This window comes from Halalkalibaculum sp. DA3122 (assembly GCF_043951865.1).
GTDB lineage: Bacteria > Bacteroidota > Rhodothermia > Balneolales > Balneolaceae > JAMQKA01.
Window position 1 is genome coordinate 1 of sequence record NZ_JBINJF010000011.1, and the last position, 14,894, is coordinate 14,894.

The 14,894-nt window shown below is 48.1% G+C and carries 7 protein-coding genes; all 7 read right to left on the reverse strand.

What is annotated here, in order from left to right; all coding sequences use genetic code 11:
- Positions 1-332: 332 nt before the first annotated feature.
- The 7 genes from ACG2F4_RS09240 to ACG2F4_RS09270 all read right to left on the reverse strand — a co-directional run bounded on the left by ACG2F4_RS09240 (position 333) and on the right by ACG2F4_RS09270 (position 14,816).
- On the reverse strand, positions 333-1,859 hold the full coding sequence (locus tag ACG2F4_RS09240) for a PQQ-binding-like beta-propeller repeat protein (protein WP_395260064.1): 1,527 nt from the start codon (positions 1,857-1,859) through the stop codon (positions 333-335).
- Between the two features lie 9 nt (positions 1,860-1,868).
- Positions 1,869-3,545, reverse strand: coding sequence for an FAD-dependent oxidoreductase (locus tag ACG2F4_RS09245; protein ID WP_395260065.1), 1,677 nt, complete (start codon positions 3,543-3,545; stop codon positions 1,869-1,871).
- Positions 3,546-3,577: 32 nt separating this feature from the next.
- Positions 3,578-5,317, reverse strand: a complete 1,740-nt coding sequence (locus ACG2F4_RS09250; RefSeq protein ID WP_395260067.1) for a carbon starvation protein A — start codon at positions 5,315-5,317, stop codon at positions 3,578-3,580.
- A 30-nt stretch (positions 5,318-5,347) separates the two neighbouring features.
- Positions 5,348-7,654, reverse strand: coding sequence for an FAD-dependent oxidoreductase (locus ACG2F4_RS09255; protein ID WP_395260068.1), 2,307 nt, complete (start codon positions 7,652-7,654; stop codon positions 5,348-5,350).
- 91 nt (positions 7,655-7,745) lie between these two features.
- Positions 7,746-9,455, reverse strand: coding sequence for a sodium:solute symporter family protein (locus ACG2F4_RS09260; protein WP_395260070.1), 1,710 nt, complete (start codon positions 9,453-9,455; stop codon positions 7,746-7,748).
- A gap of 38 nt (positions 9,456-9,493) precedes the next feature.
- Positions 9,494-13,195, reverse strand: a complete 3,702-nt coding sequence (locus ACG2F4_RS09265; protein ID WP_395260072.1) for an FG-GAP-like repeat-containing protein — start codon at positions 13,193-13,195, stop codon at positions 9,494-9,496.
- Between the two features lie 25 nt (positions 13,196-13,220).
- On the reverse strand, positions 13,221-14,816 hold the full coding sequence (locus ACG2F4_RS09270) for an arylsulfatase (protein ID WP_395260074.1): 1,596 nt from the start codon (positions 14,814-14,816) through the stop codon (positions 13,221-13,223).
- Positions 14,817-14,894 lie beyond the last annotated feature (78 nt).

The following is a 14,894-nucleotide window of genomic DNA, read 5'->3' on the forward strand; positions in this document are numbered from 1 at the left end:
GACGCTATTGCAGTACATCAATTGGCAAAACGATGAACCCATTAATCGCATTAAACATGCATTGGCTGCTTAAGGTTAACCCCTAAACGCGTTCTGAATCATAAAATTCTACTGTGCAAACACGCCCTGGTCTCAACGATTAATGACCAACTAAAGCCAGTGTCAAATAGAACACACGCGCCATCGCTCCTTAATCGATTTTCTCTGTAATAGCCTTGAGGCAATTGCGGCCTACCGCTTTTTTCCTAAAAACCTTGCTTGGACTTGTAGAAAATTCCCGATAACCACCTTTTTTTAATATTGGCTTAACCCGAATTCACGCTAATTAAATTCTATTCAACTTTACCACTCATCTTGTTACCCATGTAACCTCCCCATTTCACATCAGTAGTTAGCTCAATATTCGTATTTAATCGAATTACCCTAAACCCGTTCATGGCAAATCTATTCTTTGTTTCAGTCAGGCTGCAATAGATGATGTCCAGTCTCCCATTGTTATCTAAATCACCAATCCAAGGAGTAGAAGCCAGGTTGAATCCGGGGTTATACCCTGCTGCCTGGAAAGCCTCTTCATTTTTAAAATCATATATGACCAGCATATTGTTAAAATTTTTTGCACCGTTTTTATCAGTTGTAAAATTTACACTGATCAATGCATCATCATAACCATCATCTGTAAAATCATATACTACGGGACTAGATATCTGGCCAGCACCGAGGGAGTCTCGAAAGGCAACATCTCCATTTTTACCATCTATCATAATTTGTTCGGATTTGTCAAAATAAGGCCACATGCCCTCGGAATATGTCGTAACAAAGTCGGGTATTTCGTCATCATTGAACTGACCTACTGCCAGCGTTCCGTAAGCCTCGGCCCTTTTAATCTCCTTGTCCCATATTAATTCATTCGTTTTACCATTAAATGCGTACACTTTCCCTTCAACGGCATTCGTAATGATATCATAATATCCATCGAGATTTATATCAGCCAATACCGGCGGAGCGATGAATCCCTTCTTATCGCTACTTGCCAGCAATACCGCCTCCGATAGATCTCCATTCAGTACATCTTGTAATTTGGTTCTATAAAAATTTCCACCTAGGGTTTCTCCCCCGGTTCCAAACAAAATTGTATAGTCAGAATCATTATGATGCATTTTGGAAACAACGACCGACATATATGTTTCTTTACCGTCAGGCATTTCGGCTTGTGCGATTAGATCCCCTTCACTTGAACTTATTATCATCAACTTGCCGGGAGGTCGATCCGGGTCGAACGGTTTTGCAGATACGTCTCCGCCATTTGATACAAGAATATCCTTCAAACCATCCTGGTTTTGATCGGGAATAAATTGCGGATTATAAAAATTGAACAGTCCCTCTGTTCTTGGTTTTACAGAATCTCCCTCAGGAAAATACTCCCAAATTATTTCCCCCGACTTTCCATTTATTGCCATAAACTCAGCTGATCGCCCGCCAATAAAAACGTCCGGGATATCATCTCCGGTGATATCCATAAGATTTGCCGTACCGAATATTTGATCTCTGGCACCTACGTTCCACAAAACTCTTCCATTCGTACCGTCTATGGCAATTACCGCTGTATCCGTCGGTTGGAATTCGAGCTTACCTGAACCCAGGACAATATCCTTAACGCCATCATTATTTAAATCAGCAGCCCTCGGAGATGAATAGATACCGACTCCATCAAATTCCGAACTCCATCCCCTGTTCTGTTGTGCTATCGAACCATTAGAAAGTACAATGGTAATGAAAACAGAAAGGGATAATATTTTAATAAGAGTTTGACACGAGCTTTTTCTGAGCATGGCTTCTATTTCACTTGTCGGTTCTTTCAAACCAGCGTTTCATTTCAGTTTTCGGGGAGGTACTTCAAGTACTTGTCCATCTTTTAACAGTTGCTTATGAAGTTGATCGTATTCGACTTCTTGCACCGATATCCCATTCTCTAACGCCAACACTGCCGCTGTTCCGGCAGATTGTCCCAAAACCATATATGTCCATTCCAGGCGAATGGCACCATACCCAATATGACTGGCTGAAAGCACCGTGGGAGTTAATAAGTTTTTCGCTTGGTTCTCTGGTGGAATAAGTGCCCGATAGGATATGCCGAAAGGCCCCCAGTCATCTCCTCCAAATACGAACCCCTCATTATAAGCCGCCCCATCCCGGATTATACGACGCACATGGTGTACATCCGGAGGCCAGTAAGCCACGCCCACAGGATCCGGAACCGGCGTTGGATTGATTCTTTTTGTATGATGCTCTGTAATCACGTAATCCGAAACCATACGGCGACCATCACGGACATAAAATTTGCGGGGCCAGTTGTTATTATCAGTAAATTCATCCTTGCAGAGTCCCCAGGATCCCCAATCGTTTCTTACCTCTTCAGGGACTTCTTTATCATTAGCCAGAAAATAAAATAACCCTTGTGTAAAAACCCTGTGCTGCTTCCGGATCTTTTCACGGGTCTGGTAGTCCCCTCCAGGATACTCGTGGTTCATTCCATACAGGTTGTGTGAAAGGTCGTGCCAGACCCCCAGATCCGTTTTACCATTCGGAAGACCGGCAGATGGTCGATATAGATCACCGCCCGCTTCCAGATAACGGAGATAAATCTCATATTCATCACGGTCGTAGCCCTCAGGCCGGTTAAAGGGTACCTTGTTGTCTTCTTTCTGGGTGAGACAGACTCGATAACAGTAGGCCTGGATACGGTGATCTCCCGCTCCGGGAGTGCCCAACGGTTCATCCTGAATCGTGGGTATTACACCACTTGTAGAGTCTCCCGGTATGTTGTAAGGATCAACACGAACCTCAAACTGGCGATAGGTATTGGTGCCCCGAATGCCATTCTTTGTTTCACCGTATTTGGCATTTGACTCCCTTCCGATGTAGGTATCAATCCCGGCAAAATGGACTAAGTCACCCTCAATGGTAGCATCAATGAACATATCAGCCCGGACAACCTGACCACTTTCCAGTTTAATCTCTTTTATAAAACCGTCTTCTTTTCGTACGGACTCTTGACCAAGTTTTAGCCGGCTCTCGTAAAGCACTTTAATATCATGTTCTGATACCCACGCCTTAATAATGCTATCTGCCACAGACGACTCAAAATTCCATATAGAAGCATCTTCACGCCTTTCCTGCCAATTTTCGATGCCGTAGTGATCAAATATCTTCTTGTAAAATTCCAAAGCTAAACCGCCTACTGCAGCATCATTATCGAATTCGCTGTGATTATTAATATCCGTGCCTCCCAGACCGTTAACCATGATTCCTCCAAGATGACGACTTGGCTCAATCAGTAACACAGACTTGCCCATTTTTGCGGCTTGTATTGCGGCTGTTACACCACCCGGTGTACCCCCGTAAACACATATTTCGGTTTGAATAGCTTTTTTCGAAGTAATCTTTTTCAGATGATCTGCCTTTACACTATTACCACATGACAGCAGAATTGGAATGGAAAGACAGACAATTAAGAATTTTAATTTCAGCCTTAATTTCATTTTCATTTATCAATTTAATTTCTTGGTTGTCTGTTTAATTATTGTTTCACGACAGCTGTTTTTCTGAAACCGGAGATAATGCTTGCCGCCTCCAGCAGTATCCATATGGTAAATCCGAGGATGATCGCCCCGAAGGTAAACAGCAGCAGGTTCGGATCGGCGGCGCCCCACCCCGACCACTCGAAGACCACCTGCCGGACCATCGCCCACAGGGTCATCGCCAGCAGGAACACCATCGGCACGAGGGTATAGATAATCGGCCGGCCCTGCTTTTTTAGCCAGATAGAAATCAGCAGAAAACTGATGCCCGCCAGCAGCTGGTTGGAGGTCCCGAACAGCGGCCACAGCAGGTACCCGCCCGAGCCGAGGCCTCGCGGGCCTTCCGGCAATAAGACCAGGGCTGCACTCGAGATCACCGCCACCGAGGTGGCCACGTGGATGTTGGTCAGCGGGGGAACCTTGTAGATCTCCCCCAGCTCCCCGATGATGTAGCGCATCAGCCGCACCGAGCTGTCCAGGGTGGTGGCGGCAAAACTGACCACGATGACCGCAATGATGGTGCGGGCCGCCTCGGCCGGGATGCCCACGCCGGTGGCCAGCTGCCCGGCCCCCTGGATGAAGGCCCCCAGCCCTCCGGCCCCGGCCGCCGCAAACGAGGAGTAGGTCTCGGCGAAGGCCTGGCTGGAGGAAAAGAAGGTGGCCACCGCCAGGATGGTGATAATGGCCAGGGCCCCTTCCCCGACCGCCCCCAGGTAGCCGACAAACCGGGCATCGGTTTCCTGGTCCACTTGCTTGGAGGTGGTCCCGGAGGCCACCAGCCCGTGGAAGCCCGAGACCGCCCCGCAGGCGATGGTGATAAACAGCAGCGGGAACCAGGAGACGTCCGTGGCCGCCGGGTTGTGCATCGGGGCGGTGACTTCGGGGGCCATAAAAAGCAGTCCCATATACAGTACGCCCAGACCAAGCAGCAGCTGCTGGGCGTTGATGAAGTCGCGGGGCTGCAGCAGCGTCCAGACCGGCAGCACCGAGGCGATGTACACGTAGGCCATCAGCACGATGATCCAGACCAGGAAGGCCATGGAGGTGCCGCTGAGTCCGAACCAGGTGGCCGCCTCGGCGCCCCCAAAATAGCGAATCAGGTCAATTTGGAGGACCGGCACGTAGCTGGCCAGCACGGCCGTCCCGTACATCACCGCCAGCACCACCACGGTGGGCCAGAGCATGCTCCCGGACTTTTTATAGGTGTAGAAGCCGATCCAGACTGCCAGCGGAATCTGGATGAAGACCGACAGCACGCTGGCCGGGAACGAGATAAACAGGTTGGCGATCACCCAGGCGAAGACCGCGTTGATCATCAGCACCAGGATCAGGATGATAAACAGAAACAGGATCCGCCCGCGTCGGCCGATCAGGGAGTCGGCCAGGGTGCCGATCGAGCGGCCCTTGTGGCGGATCGACAGCACCAGGGTCCCGAAGTCGTGGACCCCGGCGGCAAAGACCGTCCCCAGGGCCACCCACAGGAGGGCCGGCAGCCAGCCCCAGTAGATGGCGATGGCCGGCCCGACGATGGGCGCCGCCCCGGCCACGGAGGTAAAATGGTGGCCCAGTACGATCCACTTGTTGGTGGGCACAAAATCCCGCCCGTCTTCCCGGGTGTGGGCCGGGGTCTGGAAGTCGGGGTCGAGCCGGTAGATCTTTTCGGCTATGAATTTCGAGTAAAAGCGGTAGCCGAGGGCGAAGATCGCCAGGGCCGCCGTGGCCAGCCAGATACTGCTCATAGGATTCCTTTTTAAAAGTTATAATTCAGTTTAAGTACCGAGTTCTGCTCCCTCGTTGTAACAAAGGACCTGGAAAAGGGCAGCGTACACATCAGGATCTCTCTGCTTTATTTTAATCGCTATCTTAGCTGTCTTTACCGGCTGCTCAAATTCAATTCTGTTACTGGTCTGGTGGTTGTTCTCTCTTTCGCAAAGCAGGTTATCATCGGCATCAAAAATCTTGTACTGCCCAATACAAAAAGGCATAACTCTTTCCGGATGCCCTCGCAGGGTAGATTCCATCGGGTGATCAAAATCGGTATCAAACATCAATACCAGCTTCTTTATGGTTTTCTCATTATCCCAGTTGATAGTCAATGTAGGTTGATCATCCCCATACCAATTTGGAATCCATCCATTTGGTTTGTTGGTCGGTCTGGAAAATCCATTATTTACATTGCCGGCTTTAAATGCCTGAATAGCAGGTTCTATTTCAAAAGCGAAATTTTGTCCTTTGGGACGCCTTTCCGGGGTCCAAAATTCAAAAGACTCGATACCGATGCCATCCGGCGGATCCTGGCGCCCGTAATTCGAGACGGCCTTGTTTACTTTTCTGAACACCGACAGCAGACCGGAGACTCTTTTTGTTGTCGTTTTTACCGACACGTCTTCATTTTCCAAAAAACAAATAAACCCGTACTGATCTCGATCCAATGTGTCGCTAAAATCCAATTTCACCTCCTGTTCACCCTGTTCCAGCTGGATCTTCCTCGTATCAATAGTGACATCGGGCGTGTGATTATGTTGTTTGGAGCTTGTCCGCAACTGAATCTCCAGGGTAGCAGGACGAGCGGCTTTTACCCAAAATTTCAGGCGGTAGGTTTTATTTGAAGACAACGGAAGCATTTGGGCAGCCGAATGAGCCAGCTCTTTCCAGGAACCGTCCGGAGGCAGCCCGCTCAACTCAAATTCTGAAGTTGCCGTAACAGCAGCCCCATTAACCAGATTATCTTCATCCTCCAGCGAAACGAGCGGGATGCTCTGTCCTCTCTTGTTCAGCTCTTTTTGCAGCAAATTGATATGGGGAGAGTCCGCAATCTGGCGGGGCGTTAATCCTTTTTTTGTGGCTATCACGGCAGCCATGCCCACTGCCTGCGCTCCATGCGAGCAGGTGGCCATCACCCGCGAGGAGCCAAACGCTACATGCGAGGCACTGATGATACGCCCGGCCAGAAACAGGTTGTTAATATTTTTACTGTAGTAGCACCGGTAGGGGATCTGGTAGAAGCCCTTCGAATGCCACTGGGTGCAGCTGCTCTCCTCGCTGTAAACGCCGTCGGCCGGGTGCAGATCCATGGCCCATCCGCCGAACGCCACCGCGTCATCGTGCTCGCGCTGCTCCACAATATCCTGCTGTGTCAGCATATAATCCCCCTCAAATCGCCGGCTTTCCCGCTTTCCGGGAATCGTGCCGACCCACTCCAGGGTCATGGTCTCCGCCTCCGGGTATTCCCCGCTGTTTTTGACGTAGTCCCAGATGCCGTACACCACTTTCCAGAGTTCCCACTTGATCTGCTCGGACTGGTGGATCGTATCCAGCCGCCCGCCGTACTCCACCCACCAAAGCTGGCACCCGTGCTCCTGCAGGTCGAAGTTCCGTACTTTGGGGAGCTTCCCGGCCTCCTTATTGGCAAAACCCGGGGGCACATACTTGACCGGTTCTCCCACATCTTTGGTGTAAAAATAGAGGGAGTGCCCCAGCAGCTCACCGTAATCCTCCACATCCGGTGCGAATCCCTCCCCGAACTCTTCAGGGTCCTCAGCACCCATGCGGAAGGCCGCCCCCGCCTGGAAGGCCACAATGCCGTCTCCCGATGCATCACAGAATAACGGTGCCCTCAGTTGGTACTTTGTTGAATTCTGGCTGCAAAACCCGGTTACCCCGCTGATGGTGGTTTTATCGTTCTTTTCTATTTCATAGACGGTGGTATTAAGCAACAACCGGATGTTTTCCTCTTCGGCAACTTTTTCCAAAAGAATCGTATCGAAGATCAGGGGATTGCCTTCGGGATTTCTGTAGGTATTTTCGACCAAAATTTCGTCAATGACGCCTCCCTCGCGAGCCCAGCGGTTGTTGTTGCCCATGTGGGAGGTAGCCCCGAGAATCCAGAGCCGAACCTCGCTGGAGGCATTCCCGCCCAGAACCGGACGATCCTGCACCAGGGTAACCGTGATGCCGGCCCGCGCGGCCGTAAGCGCACAGCACACCCCTGACATCCCACCCCCAACTACAACCAGATCCGATTCGATGGTTTCGGTATGTACCGACCGTTTTTCTTCGAAGTCTTTTTTAATCATAGAAATTCAAAATATTTCGATCATTTAAATTATCGAGTTAATGACCATTATTTGATGTTTCCCAAATCGGTTTCATTCATCACGATTTGGTTCATAACAGATCCGGTTTCTCTTTTTCGAGAATTTCGGGCAGCTGCCGGGCTACTCTCCAGACGAGCCACGCAACGCCCATAATAGCCACGCCGACGAGACCGACCAGCAGGTTGGCCTTCCCGGCCAGGAAACTTATTCCAATAATTAATAGGCCGGTGAAGGCCAGCGACCAGGCGATTACTTTGAGCCCGTATTGATTCTGTTCTGCGGAGGTGTCTCCAACCGACTCGGCTAATTTTTCCTTGATCGACTTGTCTTCCTCTGCTTTTCTATAAGCCCTGTATTGTTCACTGACCCGGTCTTTATAGATAGCCCAGAGTTCATATACCCCAAGCATGACCAGTGGGCCGCCCACTCCCAAAATCATCTCCGGAGCCCTCTCCAGGCTGAAACCCCAGAGTGCCGGTGCCCCGAATTTAAAGAACAGGTTTACAAACAGGCTGGCAATTGTCACCACTGTTATCGAGGTTCCGGTCTGCCGCCGGGAAAAGAGCGCCCAGATCGGCGGGGCATACAACGGGGCCCCGGTCAGGGCCGCCACGCTCAGCACCACCTCTACAATGCCCCCGGCATCGGGTATCAGCAGGGCCACCACGATTGTCCCCACCCCGAATAGAACCGTCGAGAGACGGGCCACAAACATCAATTTCTTGTCTGAAGCATCCGGTCGAAGTTGCTTGAAGATATCGTTGGTCACCACCGCCGCAGCCATATTCAGGGTGGTATTTACCGAACTGGCCGTTGCAAAGACCATCCCCCCGAGCATCAGACCCAGCATGCCCACAGGCAGCACCTGCTTAACCATCAGCAGGTAGGCCCCCTCATTCTGCAACCCGGCCAGGTCGGGCTCCACGGTGCGGTAGATCATGGGCGGCAGCATCCAAATAACCGGACTGATAATGTAGAGCGCGCTAAACAGATACCCCACTTTTTTCGCTGAGCGGGTGTCCTTTACTGTGGTATACCGTTGTACATAGGCCCAGTTTCCGCCGATAAACACCATGTTGTAGAACATAAAGGCAATAATAAAACCGATGGTGTATTCTCCACTGAAGAGCTTGAAAAAACCTTCCGGAGCCTCGGAAATAAACCCGCTGAATCCGCCGGCATTATTGAGCGCCAGCGGCACCACGATCACCACCGCTGCCGTCAGTATCACAAACTGCAGCACATCGGTTACGACCACGGCCCACAGCCCCCCGACGGCCGTATACAGGATGATCATCAGTCCAAGGAAAATAATGACCTGCTCGATGCCGAATCCCGTCGAAACGTTTACGATCTTGGCAACCGGGTACAGGAACGGGCCCGTGTAGCCGAGCGCCAGGGCCAGAAACAGGTAGGTATAAATCTGCTGGGCGTCTTTCCCCAGGCGTTTTTTAATAAACTCAGCGGCGGTGAGTACTCTCGTTTTCCGCCACATCGGGGCGATAAAAAGTCCGATCAACAGCCCGGCCAAACACATCGCCCACTGGATAGTTACCGCCACCCAGCCGTACTCGTAGGCGATGGCGCCCCACACCACAAACGTACCGGCCGAGAAAAAGCTCATAAACAGCGACAGCCCGTTGATCTGCCACGGCACCGCCCCGCCGGCTGCAAAAAAGGATTTCATATCAGAGCTTGACGAACCCCGCCCAAACGACATCCCGGCGACCACAATCGCAATGCTGAATACTAATACTACGGCATAATCAATAGTGTGCATTAATTCTACAGATCTTAGTTTAGCTGTTTGGTTAAGGATCAATCCGGGTATTGTACCCGGTATTCATCTTTTCCCTGTTCATACGGTACCTGCTGGAGGGTTCCATCGAACCAGTGTATTTCAATTGCTGAAGGAGTCCCCGATTTGCCCATCACCTGTGTAGCACTGTTTTGGGACCAATACCCGGAACCCGCCTGTATTTCGCGGTAGGGGCCTTTGGAATCATCCTCATACAACAGCCTGATTCCTGAACCAATGCCATCCCTGTTGGCCGGCGGCCCAATCAACTGGATTCTTATACCCTTTTTATCTGTTTGATTAAGGTACAGTTTGGTTGAAGCCGCGTTTTGTGAGACAGCCAGATCTATTTTTCCATCCTTGTTAAAGTCACTTAATGCTGCCCCTCGTTGTTCTCCATAAACTTTTATTCCTGTTTTATTACCAGAAACTGGTTCGAATGCTCCTTTCCCATTGCCACGAAGCCATAAGCCTCTGCCGGCATCTAATCTCGCTCTTTTGGGAGGGACCCCGAAAAAGTTCTGGCTCAAAAACAAATCTTCATTACCATCATTATCATAGTCAGCCACTCCGGCGTAAAATCCATTGCTCCACTGGGCTATATCCGGTAGCGGATGGGGTGAAAACTTTTGTCCTTGATTTATAAATACCATGTGTTGTAGTGTATTGATCTCTTTAGAAGATATATTCTTCAAGTTCCTGTCAAGAATATCCTGCAACGAGGACTGGGCAAATTTTGTATGAGATTGAATGCTCCTTGTAATAGCGGAAAGGGAGCGGTCCAAATCGTACAGTTGTCTCCTTGGTACATAGGACGCAACATTTTCATCAAAATAGGCTTCTAGTATTTCCATACGGCGATCTTTGTCGAAATCATCGTAATAAATCTTGAATGGTTGTCCCGAATAAAGTTGATAACTGCTATTGAGACCGATATTCGTAGCCACGATATCCGGCCTTCCATCATTATTAAAGTCTCCGGTAGCGAGCCCTTGCCACCAACCATTGAATTCCTGAAGTCCGGCTACCTGGGTAACCTCTCTGAATTCCCCTTCCATATTTCTAAAAAGTTTTATGGCTCCCCACTCAGTACTAACCAGCAAATCTGGATCTCCATCACGGTCATAATCAAAGAAGACTGCGGAAGTTACCAACCCAATTTCACGTAAAGTTTTCGAATTGATCTCATCAAGAGTGAATTCACCATCATCATTTGTAAATAAACGAGAACTAGCATCCATCGGATAATGACCTGGGACAAAGCGTCCGCCGATAAACAGGTCCAGATCACCATCTCCGTCATAATCGGCGGCAGCAAGTGGTCCCGTGGATGAAAAAATTGGAGGAATATTTTTTTCGCTGACAATCTTTCCGTGATCTAAACTGTAATTGCTGGCGGAAACCGAACCAGAATATTCCCTCTCATAATTAGATTGACCGACAATTATTTTCGTTTTCTCCTCTTCTGCCCAGCCCAGTATTGCAGTTTGATCTCCGGTACTTTCTTCCGTTAACGCTCCAAGATTCTTAGGCAGGAATGAACTATTACCTAAATTTTCGAATATCCGGAGCTCCCCACCCTTTCCACTTGAAACCAAAAGATCATCATCGCCGTCTCTGTCATAATCGATCCAACTTATGCCAGGCCCCAATTGACTTAATTTATTGGGCAGAAGCGGTTGTACATTAAAATCGTTAAAGTTGTTTTCGTGGTGAGTATGATTTAGGTGAAAAGATATGTCTTCGAATAAATAATTATTATCCCCAGGCGATTCCTGTTGATATATTTCTCCATCTTGAGGCTCTTGGATTTCGTAAACTGTATTCGCTTTCACATTATCAATTTTGGTTTTTTCCCCACTCGGCCACAGAACAATTATTGTATAATTCTTGACATCGGGATTTGCAGCAAATACTAACTCAGAAGAAGAGTCGGATAAATAACTACCTCCGGCTACCACTTCATCTTCCTGAGTAGCAAAGCCACCTTTTAATTGCACTTTGGCTCCTATTCCTTCGGTATTTGGAGCTTTGCCTTCCAATCGAACTGCTATTCTTGATTTCGTATTTGTATTCTCATAAAAAGCGGCTTGCTGATTGAACCGGTTCATTACCAAATCCAGATCACCATCTAAATCAAAATCGGCGGATGCCAATCCCTGTGAAACATCCTCTCCTCGGAATCCCCATTCCGTACTTTTATCTTCAAATGTTAAATCCTGATTATTCCTGAAAATTTTGTTTGGAAGTTGAAGGGATGGAAATTCAAGTAAAAAATCCTGGGTTTTATCACCCGATTGAATCATACGCCTGCCAAGCCGTTCCTGGGTGTCCATGTCCTGAAAATCTGCAGCATTACCCGTAGTAATTATCAGGTCCTCATACCCGTCAAGATCTACATCTAAAAAACGGGTTCCCCATGACCAGCCGGACGCTTCGAGGCCACTAAAATAGGCTATTTCTGCAAAGGTATTATCTCCCCTGTTAACATGAAATGCATTTTGCACAGCCAGTTCCTGATGGTTTAGATCTTCTGTGGAATTTACAAACGGACTTTGAGTTACAAATTGTCTCAGCCTGTTTTTATGGTACTGACTCAACATTTCTGTCGTAAAGATATCGGTATATCCATCCCTGTTTACGTCAGAAAAATCAACTCCCATAGATGCCAGGCTGAACTTTCGAATTGCAATTTCTTCGATTGCCCTAAATGTTCCATCTCCCTGATTCATCCAGACCCGATCGGGGGTCCAATAGTCATTACAAACATATAGGTCTGGCAAATTATCCCCATTCAAATCTTGGAATTTTGCCGTAAGTCCCCAGTCGCGCGAAAGTCCTTTGGGATTTCCATCTTTTGTCAGAAAACGCTCTTCCGTATTTTTTACTTTTTGAAAAGTGCCATCACCGTTGTTAATAAAAAGTTCATCTACTTCTCCCAGCTCCCGCGCATCATAATTACCATCATTTTTAATCAAAACATAGTCTTGGTCGTAGGGCGGCACCAGTATTAATGAATCAGCATTTTTTCTTGTAATATTTTCCAATACCAGCTCATTCAAGCTGTATATATCTCGGGTGGATTTTACTTTATAATTTGTAACGTACAGATCCAGATCACCGTCTCCGTCAATATCGGCCAAAGCCATAGTAGTACTTCCATTTCCGGGGGTTAATCCACTATCTTTTTTTAGAGTAAAATTGCCTTTCCCATCATTGATATAAAGGGCATTACCTCCATCAAAACCTGTTATCAGTATATCAAGATCACCATCCCCGTCAATGTCTTCTAAGGCAACACCGGTGGTTAAATAGTTATCATGAGCAACCCCAGATCGCTGAGTGATATCCTTGAAATCCATCCCCCCCATATTTTTATAGAGCTTATTGGGACCTTCAAGCTGGGCAAAATAAATGTCAGGTAACCCGTCACCGTCCACGTCACCTGTAGCCACACCTGACCCAATAAAAAGGTTGCGATTTTCTGCCATATTCTGTTTAGATAAATAATTTGTGAAATCAATATTAGTATGCGAGTTGGATAGTTCTTTAAAACCAACCTTTCCCCAGAAACCCGGATCCAGCTGAGCCCACCGATAACCTTCCTCTTGATTCCATTTTAACTTTTCATCAGAATTACAACTCATAAGGAAGGATGCCATCAATATAAATAGCGTTATATTAATCAAACTTTTAAGATTCATATAAGATCGAATATTCATCCCTTAATCAATTTAAATTTCTAGCTTAGTGTATTTTTTGCCATGATATGACACCTACCCGTCCCGCCCATTTTTTATATTTATTTATGAGGTTTTCAACTAGTTGAGGATGTTCATTACTCACATCATTTAATTCCGTTCGGTCTTTCTCCATATTGTAGAGATGCCACTCATTTTCGGGATATTGAGAAACCAGTTTCCACTTGCCCGATCGTACGGCACGATTGCCTTCATGCTCCCAAAAGAGGATCCTGCTTTCTGTTAATTCACCGCCTTTCAAAATGGGAGCCAGGTTTATTCCTTCCGGCTCCAGGCGTTTTCGATCTTCATAATTCATCGGGTATTCGACGTCAGCCAAATCCAGCAGCGTCGGCATGATGTCTATGACGTGACCAACCTGATTGTTAATCCTCTGCCCCCTGATCTCTTCCGGCCAGTGAACAATCAGCGGTGTGGCAATCCCGCCCTCATGAACCCACCGCTTGTACATCCTGAACGGCGTATTGCTGACATTTCCCCAGGACGCTCCATAGGCTTCCCAGCTGTTCCGGGAACCGATCGGACCGTTCGCCCCTTCTATATTCCAGTCGTCCAGATCTACCGATACAGCCCCGTTGTCTGACAAAAACATAACCACCGTATTGTCATACTCGCCGATATCCCTGAGCTTTTCCAGTATCCGCCCTATTCCCTGGTCCATGCGGTCAACCTGAGCGGCGTAGACCGTCATTTTCTTCTCAAGCGTATCTTTTTCAGATTCCGAGAGCTTCTCCCACTCTTTTACCCTTTCGTCAGGAGGAGAAAGCTTCAGGTCATCCGGCAAAATGCCGAGCTCTTTCTGGCGCTCCAACCGCTGCCGCCGGTATTCATGAAATCCCTTGCAATACGTACCGTGATATTTGGCGATATCTTCTTCGGGAGCCTGCAGTGGAAAGTGCGGGGCGATGTGGGCTACATACAGAAAAAAGGGCGAATCGCTGTTCCGGTGCTCTTCCAAGAACCGGACGGCATAATCATTAAATGCATCGGTGGAATAAAATGAAGCCGAATCAACCTGTACAACTTTGTCATTCAGCATCACGTTCCGGTCGATCAAAAACGGGTAAAAATAGATGCCCCCTCCCTTGGGCACGCCGTAAAAATGTTCAAAGCCCCTGTTTTGCGGCCAGCTTTGCTCGGGTTCTCCCAAGTGCCACTTGCCGGTCATCATGGTCGTATATCCGCCGTGCTGCAGGGCTTCAGCAAGCGTTACAGCCTTATTATTTAAGTACCCCTGGTAGGATTCATAACCTTTATCGTCGGTCATGTGACCAACGCCGGCCTGGTGCTGATACAGTCCGGTAAGCAACGAAGCCCGGGTGGGCACGCACCGGCCCGAGTTATAAAACTGCGTCATGACAAGTCCGTTTCTGGCCAGCTGGTCGATATTTGGTGTTTCGATTTTCGATCCGAAATACCCGATATCCGAAAAACCCATGTCATCGGCCATGATGAGTATAAAATTGGGTTTTTCAGTATGGGTAATCTCATTTGAACAGGAGACGATAAAAAAACCCAGGAATAGCAAGTACAGGAGTAATGAGCTCAGGCTATTTTTTATAACATTATTTATAAAAAACATGAATTACCTTTTTACAGTAGTGGGCTTAGAAAGTCCGAATTTATTTTGGACACGTATTTCATACGTATAGCTGGCATT

Bases quoted from the DNA above. Each gene is read 5' to 3' on its own strand.
- ACG2F4_RS09250 (WP_395260067.1), bottom strand. From the start codon at position 5,317: ATGAGCAGTATCTGGCTGGCCACGGCGGCCCTGGCGATCTTCGCCCTC.
- ACG2F4_RS09245 (WP_395260065.1), bottom strand. From the start codon at position 3,545: ATGAAAATGAAATTAAGGCTGAAATTAAAATTCTTAATTGTCTGTCTT.
- ACG2F4_RS09270 (WP_395260074.1), bottom strand. From the start codon at position 14,816: ATGTTTTTTATAAATAATGTTATAAAAAATAGCCTGAGCTCATTACTC.
- ACG2F4_RS09260 (WP_395260070.1), bottom strand. From the start codon at position 9,455: ATGCACACTATTGATTATGCCGTAGTATTAGTATTCAGCATTGCGATT.
- ACG2F4_RS09265 (WP_395260072.1), bottom strand. From the start codon at position 13,195: ATGAATATTCGATCTTATATGAATCTTAAAAGTTTGATTAATATAACG.
- ACG2F4_RS09255 (WP_395260068.1), bottom strand. From the start codon at position 7,654: ATGATTAAAAAAGACTTCGAAGAAAAACGGTCGGTACATACCGAAACC.